We start from the raw sequence: 17,158 nt of genomic DNA, 5'->3' as shown, positions 1-17,158 counted from the left end.
GGTACTATGCAATGCTGTTTTTTTCCAATACTTTCATGACGTCTACCAAAACCTGTACACTGTATAAAGGCAATGCATTGTACATGCTAGCTCTGTAGCCACCCACACTTCGATGCCCATTGATTCCGTTGATTCCAGCTTCTTTACACAACTTTTCAAAAGTTTCCTTTTGTGTTGGATCTGTTAAAACAAAAGTTGCATTCATGATGCTACGGTCTTCTGTAGCTACAATTCCCTTAAAGAGAGAATTTCGATCAATTTCGTCATACAATAAGGCCGCTTTTTGATTGTTTACTTTTTCGATAAACGGAATTCCACCCAAATCCTTTAACCATTGCAAAGTTAAAGTTGAAACATAGACAGCAAATACTGAAGGGGTGTTGAACATACTGTCTTTATCAATGTGAGTTTGATAATTAAGCATTGCAGGAATATGTCTTTCTACTTTCCCTAAAATTTCTTCTTTGATAATGACCAGTGTAGCACCTGCGGGGCCCATATTTTTTTGGGCTCCTGCATAGATCAGATCAAATTTTTCGAAATCTAACTGACGTGAAAAAATATCCGAACTCATGTCGCAAACCATCAGTCCTTTGGTTTCAGGAAACTCTTTTATTTGTGTTCCTGCAACGGTATTATTACTCGTACAATGAAAGTAGTCTACATCTTCTGGAATGGCATATCCTTTCGGAATATACGAATAGCCTTTGTCTTTAGACGAAGCAACTTCAATTACCTCTCCAAATGCTTTCGCTTCTTTGATAGCTTTGTCTGCCCATGTCCCCGTATTTAAATAGGCTGCTTTAGTTTGTAATAGATTATAGGCAACCATTAAAAACTCTAAACTAGCCCCTCCTTGCAAAAACAAGGCTTTGTATCCTTTGTTTTCAAGGCCTAATAATTCTAAAGCCAAACTCCTTCCTTTTTCAATAACAGCAACAAAAGGAGCGCTTCTGTGTGATATTTCTATGAGTGATAAATCGTCATTATTGAAGTTAAGAATGGCATCTGATGCTTGTTGTAGCACCTCTTGTGGCAGAATACAAGGCCCTGCGCTAAAATTATGTTTTTTCATTTTTGTAAATTGTTATGTCATAGAATCACGAAGTTTAGAATTCAACAGTGATCCAAATGACTTTTTTTCATTTATAGGTTCGATAAAAATTCTAAGGTATTTATTCCATCAGCATAATCCCATAATTTAGGATTTTGTGTTTCGCCAAAATGAATTTCATTTTCAATGAAATTTTTAGCAACAATACATTGAATTTTATCGCGGTCTTCATATAATTTAATCTTTAAATCAATCTCATTTTCGTAATACTCGTAAAATACAGTAGCAATAGGAGAGGAGTAACTTTCATCTTCTTTGATCATTAAAAAACCATTTTCAAGTAAATCGAATTCACTCATCAAATACACTGCTTTGTTATAATCGTAATTATTAGCATATTTGGCATTGGAAAGAAGCTCTTTTTTGTTGTACATTCCACTAAAGAAAGCATCAAAGTTATACCCCCTAGGTACAAAGATTTTAGATACACTTCTGCATCCTAGCCCAAAGTATTGAAAAACATCATCTGAGAGTTTTTCTAAATCTGAATCCGATTCTTTTCCCGTTAAAATAGCGACCGAATTTCTGCTTTTTCGAATGATATTGGGTTTGTTTTTGAAATAATATTCAAAATAACGTGCAGTATTATTGCTCCCCGTTGCTATTACTGCATCAAAATCAGTCATTTTTTCTTCTGTAAAGATGATTTTTTGTTTGAATTCGGGTGCAATATGTTCTAAATATTTTGCTAAAAATGGTAGTAAATGCTTGTCATTTGAAGATTGTTTTACCAGTACAGCATGTCCGGAAATTAATACTGATAAGAAATCATGAAAACCTACAAGTGGAATATTTCCCGCCATGACGATGGCGACTTTTTTAGATGATGGATTTTTGGATTGAAGACTTGAAGTAAATTTCGTTAAGTTTTCTTCAGTCAATGCATTGGACCAACTTGAAATCGAATCTAAGAGCGCTTCTTTTGTAAACCAAGAATTGTGTTCTTGTGCCAATTTTAGCTGGTGTTTGAAACCGTCAAAAAACAAGTCATTGTGAAGAATAGTTTTATTTTTTTCAATGTGATTGTTTGAAAATTGACTTAAAAATCCCCCTAATTGCACAAAAGCTTTTATTCTATTTTCAATACTATTCATTATATTTTGGTTGTCTGTTTTTTTGGACTTATTTTTGCAACTGCAAAGTTACGTAAAACTCAAAGAAAAAAACGATGGCAATTATAATTACTGATGAATGTATTAACTGTGGAGCATGTGAACCAGAATGTCCAAATACTGCAATTTATGAAGGTGCAGATGACTGGAAATATTCAGAAGGTACTTCTTTAACTGGAAATGTTGTTTTACCCAATGGAAAAGCAGCCAATGCGGATGAGACTCAGGAGCCTATTTCTGATGAGATTTATTACATTGTAGCTGACAAGTGTACAGAGTGTAAAGGCTTCCATGAGGAGCCTCAATGTGCTGCGGTATGTCCGGTGGATTGCTGTGTACCTGATGACAATCATGTTGAGTCGGAAGAAGTACTCTTAGAAAAACAAAAATTCATGCATTCAGACTAGATACTCACTGCATATACAATTTAAAATCCTGAAGAAATTCAGGATTTTTTTATTGCAATTTTCTAGATTTTTGGAAGTGGGTATTTGTAATAGTTTATTATGTTGAACATGTTTCAGCACCTCTCTATAGCCCTTGAATCAAGTTCAAAGTGATAAGTAAACTGACATAGTTTTCAGTGAGTAGCCAAAACGAAGAGCCCACTTTAATCATATTGAAGGGCATTGAAATGCAACTTTTTCAAAATAAAAAACACCCAGCTCTTGAGAGCTGGGTGTTTTTACACCATACTAATTTTAATATCTAGCGTTTAAAGGCCAAGATTAAAATTGGTAGTTTAAAGATAAATTAAACATGGTACCTAATTGACTAAAGTGATAACCATCATATGTCATTTGAGAATAACGTTGGTTAAAAGTAATTAGGTTAGATTGTTCTTGTATTGGAGTAACTCCATAACTGTTCAATGCTGTATTATCGATTAAAGCTTGTCCTGCAGCATTTTCTGCTTTGAAAGCCCATTCTGGTAATACGTTTAATAAGTTATTTACGTTTAATGCAATAGTTAATTTGTCAGTTGCATTATAGTTAATTCCTAAATCAGTAACAATCTTAGGAGTAAATTCAGTTCTTAAATCAGAACTCATTCCTTGTTGTTTGAAAGTAGTCTTACCGAAATACGTATTGTTTAAAGATAATCCCCATTTGTTGATATCATAAGTAGTTCCTAAGATCCATTTTGTTTTTGGTCTAGAGGTAAAGAATAACGCTTCTTGTGTGTCATTCACTACTGATTGACCAGCAGCTGCAACGATAGCAGGGTTCTTTACAGCTCCATCTCTTTCGTTTTGGATGGTATAGTTCCCAGATAAGTTAAATCCTAACTTCCCTTCACCAGCTTCAATTTTGTTATACCCAATCACAACATCTACACCAGATGTTTTTGTGTCCAAAGCATTTACAAAGAAACTTAAATCAGATAAGTTGTTGTTAGATAAAATTGCATCCAATGCTGTATTTCCAGCAGCAGTTGGTCCAATCTCAGTACTTAATACAATTCTGTCTTTTACAGCAATATTGTAGTAATCAAAAGTAAAGCTTAAGTTATTGTTTACTTTTCCACCGATACCTAAGGTAAAGTTTGTAGAAGTTTCAGCATCCAATTTAGCAATACCTAATAATCCAGCTTGAGAAGAAACATTGTTTACCAATCCACCAACTTGTATCCCTTGTCCAGGTACAAAGCTATATTGTGCTTTTTGTGTGTAAATTTGGTGTAATGTTGGAGCTCTAAAACCAGTAGAAAGCGAACTTCTTAAGGTGTATTTGTCAGAAATTGTATAAGCACCACTTGCTTTCCATACAAAAGCGTTTCCAAAATCAGAATAGTTTTCAGATCGAATAGTTCCGTCTAAGGTTAAGTTTTCAGAAGGATTCCAGTTTAAAGACGCATAACCACCAAAGTTGTAACGCGTAAATTTACCTGAATTTTCTGGGCTAGCACCTGCAAATGAATCTGCACCACCACCATCATAAGAAGCTAATTCTCCTTCGATAACTTCAAAAATCTCATATCTAAACTCAGTACCAAAAGCAACACTTAAGTTGTCAGAAAGAATTTTAGAAATATCAATATTTCCTACGTTATGAGAAAATGCTGTTCCTCCTGGATCGAAAGATTTCTTAGAGTTTGCTCTGTATAATTGAGAACCTTCTGAAATTTCTCCAGAATCAACCATACCGTTTCCGTTACTATCTACCCAAGTTGAAGGTGAGTACACAACATTTCTGTTATGAGAATCACTTACTTTATAGGTTTGTGAGTTTCCACCAGTTGTAAAACTAGCATCTACATTCCAATCGTTGATTACCGATTTGAATCCAACAGTTGCGTTGTAATCATTCAAATCTCCTTCAAAAGTAGGTACATACCCATCATATCCACCAGCATTTGTTGGGTGATCTCCAGGAAAAAATCAGCTAAATAAGGAAAAGAATCAACAGTTCTCCAGTAAGGAGTTCTGTAGTTTGCAAATGAATTTACTTTTTTATTGATAAAAGCAGCATTGAAATATACTTCAGAATTTTCGCTTAAGTCGTAAGCTCCATTCACTAAAAATTTAGCAGCAGCAGTTTCAGGAGAACCATTAATGTTTCCTGCATCTGATTTACGTCCTAAAAATTCTTGTACAAAAGAAAGATCTGCACCAAAATCGTTAGCTTCACCAGCAGCATTTACGGTACCTGGTCTGTTTGATAAACTTGTTTTAGAGAAATCGATTGTGTAGTTTACAAACCCTTGATCGTCACCAATAGAAGATCCATTGTTTACACTTACACCAAACATTTCACCATCTCCTTCACCAGTAATTCCAGTTCTTAAAGTAGCAGAACCACCGTCTTTACTGTCTTTTAAGATAATGTTGATTACACCCGCAATTGCATCAGAACCATACTGAGCAGAAGCTCCATCTCTTAATACTTGAATGTCTTTAATCGCATCTAAAGGAATTCCTGAAATATCAGATCCTGTTTCACCTCTACCTGGAGAAGTTTGCGTGTACAATAATGCACTTAAGTTTTTACGTTTTCCATTAATCAAAATTAATGTTCTACTAGGTCCCATGTTTCTAATTTCGTACGGATCTAATAAAGACGTTGCGTCATTTACTGGAGTCTGTACCGTGTTGAATGAAGGAATCTTGTACTGTAAAGCCTTATCAAACGTAGTTTGACCTGTAGATACTAAATCTTTCGCAGATACGATATCAATTGGTAATGGACTTTTCGTGTTTGATCTAGCAGGAGTTCTTGTTCCTGTTACAACAACTTCTTCCAAAGTATTGTCTTCACGTACAACGATGGTAATATCATTGCTGTTAGAAATCTTCACTTCTTTGGTAGCATATCCCATAGAAGATACTACTAAAGTTGTTGGTAAGTTAGATACTGTGATCGAAAATGCTCCTGAATCATCAGAAGTCGCTCCGTTAGCAGTTCCTTTTTCTACAATATTCATGTATGGTAAACCATTACCAGATGAATCTTTTACATTTCCTTTTACTGTCTGTGCCATTAGTCCTAATGGAAGCATCAGCATAAAAGCAACTGTACATAATTTTAATAAAAACTTTTGTTTCATAAATAAGTTATTAGTTAATAAATTGAGTTAATTCACCTGATTCTCTTCATTAGAGGTAGGTGATTTTATTAAGAAGAACAGAAAGTAGTATTTATACCCTTTTATTTTTCTTTTTTTTAAAAGAACTAGGGTATGGATAGAATGTAAAAAGTAGAATTAAAGTTCTAAGCTGAATTTTGTGTAGTAAAAAGAACCGTTGCTTCCCATTTGTGTCGCATCCCACAATCCTCCGCTATCGGTATATTCGTTTTGCTTGCTTGGGTAAATATTAAACATGTTATTGGCACCCAATTGCACTTTGATGGAAGAAGATAAGGGTATGCTCAAATGAAGGTCGGTAGTAATTTTCGGTGCATAATAATCGGTGGCTGCTTCTAGACGTTGGGCTTCTGAATTATTAAAATTGACCAAATCTTCGTACACTTGCCAATCGATTAATTTAATACTGCTAAAACGAGTAAAACTGAGGGCAATCTTAATCTTTTCAAGATCGAAGTTGAATCCTAGATTGAATTTGCTATTGGGAGCAGATGCTAATAAAAATTGTTGATCCCTTATTCCAAAGAAGGTTTCTTTGTCAAGAGTTTTATTTTTAATTTCTGTAATGCTCATATAATTTACATTTCCTGAGAGGTGTATGGATAGTTTGCTTTTTTCAAATAGTTTTTTCCAGTTTAACACTACATCCAAACCTTTGGTTTGTGTATCTACTCCATTGGCAAAGAATTGTACATTTTGCAATCCATAGCCAAGTGTTGTTGCATCAAAATTTCCACTCAAGATGATTCGGTCTTTTATCGTTACCAAATACGTATCGATGCTAGCACTAAAGCTACTACTTAGATTGGAAGTAAAACCAATGCTCCAATTTTTGGCTCTTTCTTCACGTAATTGATCGATGTCAAAGGAACGTGCAATCGGGTTATTATTTGCGACAAGTAATGATTCTGACGGCGTATTTCCGATGAAGTTTGTAAAGGTTAGATTGTAATAAATCTGGGCCAAAGAAGGAGCCCTAAATCCGGTACTGTAAGAACTTCGAATATTGACTTTTGGACTGATTTTATATCTAGAGGCTAGTTTGAAATTAAGTGTACTTCCAAAATCACTATAATATTCATATCGGATAGCTGTACCCATCATAAAATTTTTAGAAAAATCAACTTCTGTATCTGCATACATACTAAAGTTTGAACGATTTCGATCTACTTCATTTTTTGGTGAATAGCCAGGAAAACCTTGCGATCCTCCAGGTCTGATGGCACCTTGATACATTTTGTAGTTTGCAATAGGCGTTTGAGAGTTGACAACTTGTTCATTGATATCATAGGCAGCATAAGAGGCTTCTTCTCCAGCAAAAATTTTATATTGATCCAAACGATATTCTAAACCAAGTGCAATGTTGTATCCAGAAGATGCGGTTTTGAAATATTTAGAAAAATCAATACTTGTGGTATTTTGTATTAATTGATGGCCACCTGCATCAAATTCTGTAGGAGAATTTTCTTCTAAGGTAGCATTTAAAGTGTTTTTTATAAAATATTGAAAATTATTTCTTCCCAAGGTATTGTTGATGTCTATGTTCCAATTTTTGAAATTAGTAACCACCCCAAACGAAAAGGAATTGTCAGTGATATTGGAGGTAATTAGTGGATTGAATCCATTTTCATAAATAGCCAAGACATTTCTTTCACTACTAGGATTTCTTGTGAAAGCAAATGCTTCTGTATTTTTATAATTGAATCCTCCATTCATATAAAATTTAGTAGCTGTATGAATCGGAATTTCAGAATTTAAAAAGAAACTGATGTTTTTGACAGAGGCTTGCCCAAATTTTTGCCTGTTAAGGGTGGCTGGTCGAAATGTTTTGTCTGAAGACAATACTTCTGTTGAAAAATTAATAAATCCTTTTTCAGTAATTTTAGCCCCGTAATTGAGTCCAAGCTTATATGTAAAACCATCTAGTTTGTTTGGAATGGTTTGGGTACTATTTGCGTTGTTAAATCCTAAAGTAGTAGTCAGACTTAGATCATCATCTCCATCTTTTAAAATGATATTAATGACACCAGCAATGGCATCGGAACCATACTGAGCAGAAGCTCCATCTCGTAGTAATTCGATCCGTTTGATCGCAGCAATCGGAATGGTATTTAAATCGGTTCCAGAATTTCCTCGACCTCGGGTTCCATACAAATTGATTAAGGAGGCTTGATGTCTTCTTTTCCCATTGATTAACACCAAAGTCTGATCAGGTCCTAAGCCTCTTAGAGTCGCTGGATCTATGTGATCCGCCCCATCTGCGCCCGATTGTTTTGCTGCGTTAAAAGATGGAATAACATATTGTAAAAATTGGTTCACTTCTACTTGACTACTTTTTGTGGCTGTATTTTCAAGATCTATAAAGTCGATTGCAACAGGAGTGTCAGTCACATTCCGATTCTTGTTTCTTGATCCCACAATTTTGACTTCATCCAATTCTTGACCAGCGGTTAAAATAATGGAATGAAAAATGTTTTGTGATAATTGTAAGGTTTTGGATTCATGTCCTAAAAAACTAATTTCAATAAGATTCTGTTTTTGGGTCTCAAATTCAAACGTACCGTCTGAATCTGTAGTCGTACCAAACAGTGAATTCATGTCTTTTAGCGTTGCTCCATTCAGAGGAATGTTGTCTGAGCTTAATACAATACCTTTCACAATGATTTTGCCGAAGTTCATCGTGCTGTCGATCCCTATTGCAGTATAATTTTTTGATTTTTTTTGTTGAGAGTAAGTTCTTTGAAGATCATTTTTGGAATACAATACATAGTAGTTGTTTCCTAAGTCGTCATAATTAAAGGGGGTTAATTTTTGTAATAAGGCTATGGAAGCATCTAATGATAAGTTTGAAAAACCTTCTTCTTGAACAAGTTTATTTGCAATAAGATTGCTGTCGTAGGTGAAAAATATTTGATGGGTATTGCTTAATTTATCCAGTAATTCGGATAGAGGAATTGTCTGATTTGTACTATTTTGAGCAATCGTAGATGGGCATAGCCAAAAGACACAAACAAATAAGACTAATTTTAAAAAGATTAGTTTCGGATTCATTTCAAGGGGATAGAAAAAGAATAGTCCTTATTTTTTATGTATGATAAGGGTATTTTTTTCTTTTATAATTGTTACACCAGCAGATTTTTCAATCGCCTGAATGCAAATATCGATATTTGTATTCGGAACTGCACCTGTAATCAGCATATTTTTACTAGCACTGTCTCTAAAATCAATTTCGAAACCATAGGTTTCTTCAATTCTCTCCATGACTTTATACAAAGAAATATTTTCAAATAATAGGGAACCGTCTTTCCAAGAAGTCTTTTCAATTGGATTGTAAATGTTGGTATCCTCTAAAATAGCTCTTTGAGATGCTGAATACGAAATATAGTTTCCAGAATCATTTTTTTATCACCCCCGTTTTTAAGTTTTAGCCAGATGTTTCCTTCTTCAAGGAAAACAGATGTTTTTTTCTTTTTGGAATTAACATTGAAAGAAGTTCCATAGACTTCAACAGATAAATCTTCAGTAACTACCCAAAACTTTGCATTCGTACTAACTTTTTTATGTACCTTGAAAAAGGCCTCTCCTGAGAGCCAGATTTTTCTACTTTCATTTTTGTAATATGACAAGCTAGAATTGGAATTCAACGTTACATCACTTCCATCTTGAAGTTTGATTTTTAAAATTTCGCCAAAATGAGTCGTATGCGTTATTTTAGAATTTCCAGCAAAGAAATAGAATCCAATAGAAATTAACAAAGCGATCGAAGCAGCAACAGTCCACGATTGCAAATATCGAACTTTCTTTTTCGGAGTTGTTTTTTGGGTTTGAATTTTTGATTCTAGTTTGGTCCACTCAAGAGCTACTTTCTCTTTGGTAACAAATTCTTTTTTAAAAGAAACACCCAACACCAAGTCTTTTGATTTCTCTATCAGGTTTTTTTTGTCAGGGTTCATGTAGATCCAGCCTTCCCAGAAATTAATATCTGTAGCATTATTTTGGTGTACCCAATTTTTAAAAGAATCATCTTCTAAGAAATCGGGTATAGCTGTGTACTCATTATTTTTCATCTTTTCAACAATCTTTAATCTACTATACTAAGTGGGTTTTTTGTTTCTTATACCCTTAATTTTATGTTAAACTATTTAAAAAGTTTTAAAATTGAAATATCTTCTTTCAAATTATTAATTGCCTTGTGTAGGGTATTCACTACACTTTGGTAATTGATATTCATAATTTCTGAAATTTCAGTTGTTTTTAACCCGCTATAATATTTTAAGTAAATCGCTTCCTTTTGTCTTTTGGGTAACTTATTTAAAAGGTTTGCAATATTTTTATTTTTAAAATTTTCTGTTTCTTGATTCGTCATCAATTCTTCTTTAGAAAATTGAATATCTGGAATGATTTCCTCAGAAAAGTCAATAAATTTTAATTTTTGATTCTTTTTTAACACATTGATAATAAAACGTTTGTAGGAAGTAAATAAATAGGGAGCAATGGTGTCTAAATCACTTAAATTTTCTCGATGCTCATAAATATAGAGGAAAAAATCTTGAAGTGTATCTTCAGTAAGAGTTTCATTTTGAGATATTTTTAATCCATAACTATGCAACAAAGGGTAATAGGTTTCGAAAAGCACTGCAAATGCCTTGAGGTCACCTTCTTTGAGTGACTTCCAAATAAACTTATCAGTAAGTTTGTCCATTCTAATTGTTAAATTGGGGAATAAGGCTCAAGGTAGCTAAAAAAAATGATGTTTGTTTTCTTTATTAAATTTATTATTCATTTTATTAAACTATCCTATATATTTGCTCTCGCAAAATTTATAGAAATGAAAGCCGGAATTGTAGGATTACCCAATGTAGGAAAATCAACGTTATTTAATTGTCTATCAAACGCAAAAGCGCAAAGTGCTAACTTTCCATTTTGTACGATAGAACCAAATATCGGTGTTGTAAATGTACCAGACACTCGTTTGAAGAAATTAGAAGAATTGGTCAATCCAGAAAGAGTTCTGCCTGCAACGGTAGAGATTGTTGATATTGCTGGTTTGGTAAAAGGAGCTAGTAAGGGCGAAGGTCTAGGAAATCAGTTTTTAGCAAATATTCGTGAAACAGACGCAATTTTACATGTGGTTCGTTGTTTTGACAATGACAATATCATCCATGTGGATAGTTCAATTGATCCTGTTAGAGATAAAGAAACCATCGATATTGAATTGCAGTTAAAAGATCTTGAGACTGTTGAAAAACGCTTGGAACGAGTTAAAAGAACTGCAAAAACAGGAAACAAAGAGGCACAAGCTGAATTGGTTGTTTTGTTGAAAATAGAAGAAACTTTGCTAAAAGGAGTTTCTATAAGAGCTCTGAATTTTTCAGAAAAAGAAATGGAATTTGTACAACCTTTACAATTCATTACTGCAAAACCTGTTTTGTATGTTTGTAATGTAGATGAAGGTTCAGCAGTTTCTGGAAATGCCTATGTAGAAAAAATTCGTGAAGCTGTAAAAGATGAAAACGCGGAAGTGATTATTTTGGCAGTGGGTACCGAAGCAGATATCACAGAACTTGATGATTACGAAGAAAGACAGATGTTCTTGGCCGATATTGGACTAGAAGAAGCAGGGGTCTCTCGTTTGGTACGTTCAGCCTATAAATTATTAAACTTACAAACCTATTTTACTGCGGGTGTAAAAGAAGTAAGAGCTTGGACTGTGCCAATAGGATCTACTGCACCACAAGCAGCAGGTGTTATTCATACTGATTTTGAAAAAGGTTTTATTAGAGCAGAAACCATCGCCTATGATGATTATGTGACTTTTGGAAGTGAGGCCAAAGTAAAAGAAGCAGGGAAAATGCGAGTAGAAGGGAAAGAATACATTGTAAAAGATGGTGATGTAATGCACTTTCGATTCAATGTATAAAATGCATATGTATCCTAATCCACAAAAAAAAGCCAATAAATATTCATTGGCTTTTTTTGTGTTTTAAGAGATAAAAGAACACTTATTCTTTATAAAATGGCAGCTTGACAATCGTTGCTGAAATGATATTTTTGCGAATTTGAATATATAGTTTTGTACCGATTGCAGATGAATGAAAAGGAACATATCCCATACCAATTCCTTTTTGTAAACAAGGACTCATGGTGCCAGAGGTTACTTTACCAATCTCATCGCCGTTTTCATTTACAATTGCATAACCATGTCTAGGGATTCCTCTTTCGTTCAATTCAAAAGCAACTAATTTACGCGTTGGTTTTTCTACTTTTTCTTTTGCCAATGCAGATGCATTTACAAAGTCTTTGGTAAATTTGGTAATCCAGCCCAATCCAGCTTCGATTGGTGAAGTCGTCTCGTCAATGTCATTTCCATACAAACAATAGCCCATTTCTAAGCGCAAGGTGTCTCTTGCAGCTAAACCAATCGGTTGAATGTTGTACTCCGCTCCGGCTTCAAACACTCGTTCCCAAACTTGTGCTACTTCACTGTTTTTGCAGTAAATTTCAAAACCTCCAGCACCTGTATACCCTGTAGCAGAAATAATAACATGCGCTATTCCTGCAAAATCAGCTATTTTAAATGTATAATAAGGAATGGCTGCCAAATCGATCGAAGATAACGACTGCATAGCTTCTACAGCTTTGGGTCCTTGAATTGCCAATAGCGAATATTCCTCAGAGAGGTTTTTTAATTCTGCGCCAAAGGTTTTGTTGTATTTGGAAATCCAATTCCAGTCTTTTTCAATATTGGAAGCATTGACAACTAATAAATATTGTTGTTCTTTAATTTTATAGCATATCAAATCATCTACAATTCCGTTATCTTCATTCGGAAAGCAGCTGTATTGAGCATCTCCAATTTCCAATTTGGACACATCGTTTGAAGTGACTTTCTGAAGTAATGCCAATGCATGCTCTCCAGAAACTAAAAATTCTCCCATATGGCTTACATCAAATACTCCAATAGATTCTCTTACGGCCAAGTGCTCTGAAGTAACTCCTTCGTATTGAACAGGCATATGATACCCTGCAAAAGGGACCATTTTTGCTCCTAAAGAAACATGAGTGTTGTGTAGGGCTATATTTTTCATTTGTATTTTCTTGATTATTTAGCTAAATTATTGAAAAAGCTACAATATTCTAGTACTATTTTTTTGTTAATTTTTTAAATCAGTAAAAATTTTCAATTACATTTGAAAATCAATTCAAAAACTACCGTAATGAGGCCCTTTAAATTTCTTTTTGTTGCATTGCTATTTGTTTCTGTAAATGGTTTTTCTCAAACTCCATCGGATTACTTATCAAAAGAATTTCATAAAAGTAGAAGAGAGGCTTTGCGTTCAAAAATGCCTTTCAATTCCGTTGCAGTTGTTTTTGCCAATCCAATTCGAAATAGAGCAAATGATGTTGATTATGTGTTTCATCAAGATCCAAACTTTTATTATTTAACAGGATATCGTGAACCCAATGCGGTTTTAGTTTTATTTTCTGAAAATCAAACCGATGAAAACGGAAATTCGTATAATGAAATTTTATATGTCCAAAAAAGAGATGCAAGAGCTGAGCAATGGAATGGGAAACGTTTGGGGATAGAAGGCGCTATCAACGAATTGGGTTTCTCTAAAGCACTCAATGCAGATGACTTTGTGAAAACAAATATTGAATTCAAGAAATTTGATAGAGTTTTTATAGAAAAATTTAAGGATGATTATCGAAATTCAGACCGAAATAGCGCTGAAGTATACGATTTGGTGCTAGCGTTCAAACAGAATTCAGGCTACAATCCAAACCATTTTTTATCACCTATCAAAAAACAAATTTACGAAATGGTCAAAGCTACCAATATCGAGAATAGTGCAAGCGTAGCACAGATTATTGGAAGAGCTTTAGCATACGATCCTTCATTGCAAAATGATGATGACTTAATGCAGTTAAAAGATGCTACGGATAAAGAATTAATGAAAGAGCTACAACAAAAAATCACTTTAAAATTGACTCCTAAAACCAACGTTGATATTTCTTTTCTAACATCCACTATGGCAACCTTACGTGAAATAAAATCGAAGGAGGAGTTGAAATTATTGACCAAAGCGGTGCGCATTTCTGCTGTTGGTCAAATAGAGGTAATGAAGGCGATGAAGCCACATCTATCGGAAACAGAACTTCAAGGGATTCACGAATTTGTCTATAAAAAATATGGTGCAGAATATGAAGGCTATCCTTCTATTGTAGGAGCAGGAAACAATGGTTGTATCTTACATTATATTGAAAACAATCAAACTACTGTTGGAAATGAATTGGTGTTGATGGATCTAGGGGCAGAGTATCGTGGTTTTACAGCCGATGTTACGCGAACAATTCCGGCAAATGGAGTCTTTACTCCAGAACAAAAAGCCATTTATGATATTGTGTATGAAGCTCAGGAAGCTGGAATTGCCGCTTATGTTATTGGTGGTAGTATGTCCCAACCCAATAAAAATGCACGAGCGGTAGTCAATGAAGGATTGTTTAAATTAGGAATTATCAAATCGATTGATGAAAATCATCCATATTTTCCTCATGGAACCTCCCATCATATTGGCTTGGATGTTCATGATCCATGAAATTATGGTAGTTTTGAAGAAAATATGGTGGTTACGATGGAGCTATGAATTTATATTCCGAAAGGAAGTCCTTGTGATGAAAAATGGTGGGGAATTGGGATTCGCATTGAAGATGATATTTTAGTGACCCAAAATGGTCCTGTAAATTTGTCTGCTGAAGCACCAAGAACGACTGAAGAAATAGAAAAAATGATGGCAAAAAAATCTGTTTTGGATGATTTTGTTTTACCCAATTTAGATAAATAATGAGCGCAGAACAACCTAACAACCCTTTACACGGAATCAAATTGGCAACCATGCTAGAACAATTGTTTTTAGAGTATGGCTGGGAAGAATTGGGGGTAATTTTAAATTTGAAAGCCTTTCAAAATAATCCCACATATAAGTCAAGTTTGAAGTTCCTAAGAACAACCCCTTGGGCAAGAGAAAAAGTAGAGAAACTCTACGAGAAAACGATGCTAAAGTAACTATTAATGCCTTTCAATTTTGTTATGAACTGAAAGGCATTTTAGATTTTTAGTGGTTTTTTATGCATTTAAAAAGTCTTTAAGCTCTTCATAAGAACTTATTTTAATTGCGACCTTTTCTTTGTCAATGACTTTTTTGATTTGTTCCGGAATTTCAATTTTTACTGGCAAAGTTGTTTCTACAACGTCCAAAAATTTAACAGGATGAGCTGTTTCTAAGAAAACTCCGTATTCATTCTCATTTAATCCATACGCATTCAATCCTAAATACCCAACCGCACCATGGGGGTCGGCTACATAACTACTTTCTTGAAAGATTGACTTCATGGCTTTTTTGGTTGCCTCGTCTGTAAAGCTATACGATGAAAATTTCTTTTTTAGAGCGACTAGATCATTTTGAAATAATTCTTGAATTCGGATAAAATTACTTGGGTTTCCAACATCCATGGCGTTTGATATGGTTGCCTTAGAGGGTTTAGGGGTATAGTTTCCGTCTTCTAAATAGGTAGCAACTGTATCATTGATATTGGTAGCTGCTACAAAATGTTTGATCGGTAAACCTAATTTATTTGCCATGACACCTGCACAAATATTCCCGAAATTACCACTAGGTACAGAAAAAACTAATTCTTTGTGTTGTTTTTTAAGTTGCTTGTAGGCAAAGAAAAAATAGAACATCTGAGGCAACCAACGAGCAACATTGATTGAATTTGCAGAGGTTAATGTTCTGCTAATTTCTGTATCCAAAAAGGCCGTTTTTACCATGTCCTGACAATCGTCGAAAACACCGTCCACTTCTAAAGCAGTAATATTATTTCCTAGTGTAGTGAGCTGTCGTTCTTGAATATCACTAACTTTTCCACTTGGATATAGGATGACTACTTTGATTCCTTTCGCATTTAAAAACCCATTAGCTACAGCTCCTCCAGTATCTCCAGAAGTTGCGACCAGAACCGTAATTTCTTCTTCCTTGTCACGATTAAAGTATTCTAGACAAGAACTCATAAAACGAGCACCAACATCTTTAAACGCCATGGTAGGTCCGTGAAACAACTCCAATGTTCCAATATTATCTTCAATTTTGACTACTGGAAAGTCAAAAGAAATAGTTTCTTTGATAATTTGTTTTAAGATAGTTTCAGGAATCTCATCTCCAACAAATTGCTGAATTGCTGTAAAAGCAATTTCTTCGTTGGAATAGTTTTCAATAGTGTCAAAAAAAGTTTTAGGTAGTGGAGTGATATTTTGTGGAAAATAGATCCCTCGATCTTTCGCAAGTCCTTCTATAACTGCATTTTTAAAACTCGTGTCTGGGGATTTTTTATGTAAACTATAATATTTCATAACTATTTGAATGCTAATACTTTGATTCCTAACTCGTTTATTTTGGATACGTGGATATCAAAATCAATTCCCGTATTTCTATATACTTCTTTCATGCCAAGGGCAACTTTTTTAGCGTTTTCAATTCCTTTAGATAGGGCGAAAATTGAAGGTCCAGAACCAGAAATACCACTTCCCAAAGCACCATTTTCAGAACTTGCTTTTTTGATGGTTTCAAATTCAGGAATCAAAATAGAACGATAGGGTTCTACCAATTCATCATGGAGTGAGTTGCTGATCAACTCATAGTTTTCAGTGTAAAGGCCACTGATTAATCCGCCTAAATTTCCCAATTGTTTCACCGCTGTCTCCAATGAAATTTGTTTCTTTACTACTGATCTGGCATCCCTAGTTTTGATTTCAATCTGAGGATGAATGACAGTAGCATACAATTCCTTTGGAGTGTGTATTTTAATAACATCTAGGGGCTGGTAACTGCGCACCAACGTAAATCCGCCCAAGAGGGCAGGAGCTACATTGTCTGCATGTGCAGTGCCACTAGCAAGTTTCTCTCCTGCCATTGCAAAAGGAATTAATGCCTCTAATGAAAAAGGTTTTCCAAGAATTTCATTAATTCCAAATACTGCACCGGCAGCACTTGCAGCACTACTTCCTATACCACTTCCTAGTTTGATGTTTTTAAGGATTTCAATATCAAATCCATAATCGATATCTACTTTTTCCAACAATGCTAGAGCCGCAACACCTGCAACATTTTTTGTAGGATCGAGTGGTAAGTCTTGCCCAATAATTTTACTAATTGTAATACCTTTTTGTGAAGTTTTTCGAATGGTCATTTCATCACCAACCGTATCTAAACAAAGTCCTAAAACATCAAAACCACAAGAAACATTGGCAATTGTAGCAGGTACAAATATTTTAATTTCATTCATGAT

General features: G+C 34.5%; 12 protein-coding genes and 2 pseudogenes. 4 read left to right on the top strand and 10 right to left on the bottom strand.

Annotated elements, in window-relative coordinates; translation table 11 throughout:
• Positions 1-4 precede the first annotated feature (4 nt).
• Positions 5-1,075 (bottom strand): 3-phosphoserine/phosphohydroxythreonine transaminase, encoded by a 1,071-nt coding sequence (serC, locus tag RRF69_RS11615; RefSeq protein ID WP_316939942.1) that lies wholly within the window; start codon positions 1,073-1,075, stop codon positions 5-7.
• A gap of 71 nt (positions 1,076-1,146) precedes the next feature.
• Complete coding sequence (locus RRF69_RS11610; protein WP_316939941.1) at positions 1,147-2,208, bottom strand: acyl-CoA reductase; 1,062 nt, start codon at positions 2,206-2,208, stop codon at positions 1,147-1,149.
• A gap of 74 nt (positions 2,209-2,282) precedes the next feature.
• Between RRF69_RS11610 and RRF69_RS11605 the strand changes: the two genes are divergently transcribed.
• A complete protein-coding gene (locus RRF69_RS11605) occupies positions 2,283-2,633 on the top strand; it encodes a 4Fe-4S dicluster domain-containing protein (protein WP_316939940.1) in 351 nt (116 codons plus the stop codon).
• A 321-nt stretch (positions 2,634-2,954) separates the two neighbouring features.
• Here RRF69_RS11605 and RRF69_RS11600 read toward each other — a convergent pair.
• The 5 genes and pseudogenes from RRF69_RS11600 to RRF69_RS11580 form a co-directional block, all read right to left on the bottom strand.
• A pseudogene (locus RRF69_RS11600) lies at positions 2,955-5,773 on the bottom strand (TonB-dependent receptor).
• Positions 5,774-5,929: 156 nt separating this feature from the next.
• Positions 5,930-8,863 (bottom strand): TonB-dependent receptor domain-containing protein, encoded by a 2,934-nt coding sequence (locus RRF69_RS11595; RefSeq protein ID WP_316939939.1) that lies wholly within the window; start codon positions 8,861-8,863, stop codon positions 5,930-5,932.
• Positions 8,864-8,890: 27 nt separating this feature from the next.
• Positions 8,891-9,073: a DUF4974 domain-containing protein gene (locus RRF69_RS11590; RefSeq protein WP_316939938.1), complete on the bottom strand. Its 183-nt coding sequence runs from the start codon at positions 9,071-9,073 to the stop codon at positions 8,891-8,893.
• A gap of 86 nt (positions 9,074-9,159) precedes the next feature.
• On the bottom strand, positions 9,160-9,879 hold the full coding sequence (locus RRF69_RS11585; RefSeq protein ID WP_316939937.1) for a FecR family protein: 720 nt from the start codon (positions 9,877-9,879) through the stop codon (positions 9,160-9,162).
• 71 nt (positions 9,880-9,950) lie between these two features.
• Positions 9,951-10,514 (bottom strand): sigma-70 family RNA polymerase sigma factor, encoded by a 564-nt coding sequence (locus RRF69_RS11580; protein WP_316939936.1) that lies wholly within the window; start codon positions 10,512-10,514, stop codon positions 9,951-9,953.
• 126 nt (positions 10,515-10,640) lie between these two features.
• Here RRF69_RS11580 and ychF point away from each other — a divergent pair, with 126 nt between their 5' ends.
• The gene (gene ychF / locus RRF69_RS11575; RefSeq protein WP_316939935.1) at positions 10,641-11,732 is read left to right on the top strand and encodes a redox-regulated ATPase YchF; all 1,092 of its coding nucleotides are present in this window, start codon (positions 10,641-10,643) and stop codon (positions 11,730-11,732) included.
• Between the two features lie 82 nt (positions 11,733-11,814).
• Here ychF and gcvT read toward each other — a convergent pair whose 3' ends face one another.
• The gene (gcvT, locus tag RRF69_RS11570) at positions 11,815-12,900 is read right to left on the bottom strand and encodes a glycine cleavage system aminomethyltransferase GcvT (RefSeq protein ID WP_316939933.1); all 1,086 of its coding nucleotides are present in this window, start codon (positions 12,898-12,900) and stop codon (positions 11,815-11,817) included.
• Between the two features lie 129 nt (positions 12,901-13,029).
• On the opposite strand from gcvT, the pseudogene RRF69_RS11565 reads away from it, so the two are divergent.
• Positions 13,030-14,658: pseudogene (locus tag RRF69_RS11565) on the top strand (aminopeptidase P N-terminal domain-containing protein).
• Positions 14,658-14,879, top strand: coding sequence for a VF530 family protein (locus tag RRF69_RS11560; RefSeq protein WP_316939932.1), 222 nt, complete (start codon positions 14,658-14,660; stop codon positions 14,877-14,879). Before RRF69_RS11565 ends, RRF69_RS11560 begins: the two are co-directional and overlap by 1 nt.
• A gap of 60 nt (positions 14,880-14,939) precedes the next feature.
• Here RRF69_RS11560 and thrC read toward each other — a convergent pair whose 3' ends face one another.
• On the bottom strand, positions 14,940-16,223 hold the full coding sequence (thrC, locus tag RRF69_RS11555) for a threonine synthase (protein WP_316939931.1): 1,284 nt from the start codon (positions 16,221-16,223) through the stop codon (positions 14,940-14,942).
• Between the two features lie 2 nt (positions 16,224-16,225).
• On the bottom strand, positions 16,226-17,155 hold the full coding sequence (locus RRF69_RS11550; protein ID WP_316939930.1) for a homoserine kinase: 930 nt from the start codon (positions 17,153-17,155) through the stop codon (positions 16,226-16,228).
• Positions 17,156-17,158: the final 3 nt, after the last annotated feature.

This window comes from Polaribacter sp. HL-MS24 (assembly GCF_032758595.1).
Lineage (GTDB): Bacteria > Bacteroidota > Bacteroidia > Flavobacteriales > Flavobacteriaceae > Polaribacter.
This window is presented reverse-complemented; position numbering and strand designations above follow the sequence as displayed.

What these genes read in the sequence shown, in the direction of transcription:
- serC (WP_316939942.1), bottom strand. Translation starts at nt 1,075, where the DNA reads ATGAAAAAACATAATTTTAGCGCAGGGCCTTGTATTCTGCCACAAGAG.
- RRF69_RS11610 (WP_316939941.1), bottom strand. Translation starts at nt 2,208, where the DNA reads ATGAATAGTATTGAAAATAGAATAAAAGCTTTTGTGCAATTAGGGGGA.
- RRF69_RS11605 (WP_316939940.1), top strand. Translation starts at nt 2,283, where the DNA reads ATGGCAATTATAATTACTGATGAATGTATTAACTGTGGAGCATGTGAA.
- RRF69_RS11595 (WP_316939939.1), bottom strand. Translation starts at nt 8,863, where the DNA reads ATGAATCCGAAACTAATCTTTTTAAAATTAGTCTTATTTGTTTGTGTC.
- RRF69_RS11590 (WP_316939938.1), bottom strand. Translation starts at nt 9,073, where the DNA reads ATGGAGAGAATTGAAGAAACCTATGGTTTCGAAATTGATTTTAGAGAC.
- RRF69_RS11585 (WP_316939937.1), bottom strand. Translation starts at nt 9,879, where the DNA reads ATGAAAAATAATGAGTACACAGCTATACCCGATTTCTTAGAAGATGAT.
- RRF69_RS11580 (WP_316939936.1), bottom strand. Translation starts at nt 10,514, where the DNA reads ATGGACAAACTTACTGATAAGTTTATTTGGAAGTCACTCAAAGAAGGT.
- ychF (WP_316939935.1), top strand. Translation starts at nt 10,641, where the DNA reads ATGAAAGCCGGAATTGTAGGATTACCCAATGTAGGAAAATCAACGTTA.
- gcvT (WP_316939933.1), bottom strand. Translation starts at nt 12,900, where the DNA reads ATGAAAAATATAGCCCTACACAACACTCATGTTTCTTTAGGAGCAAAA.
- RRF69_RS11560 (WP_316939932.1), top strand. Translation starts at nt 14,658, where the DNA reads ATGAGCGCAGAACAACCTAACAACCCTTTACACGGAATCAAATTGGCA.
- thrC (WP_316939931.1), bottom strand. Translation starts at nt 16,223, where the DNA reads ATGAAATATTATAGTTTACATAAAAAATCCCCAGACACGAGTTTTAAA.
- RRF69_RS11550 (WP_316939930.1), bottom strand. Translation starts at nt 17,155, where the DNA reads ATGAATGAAATTAAAATATTTGTACCTGCTACAATTGCCAATGTTTCT.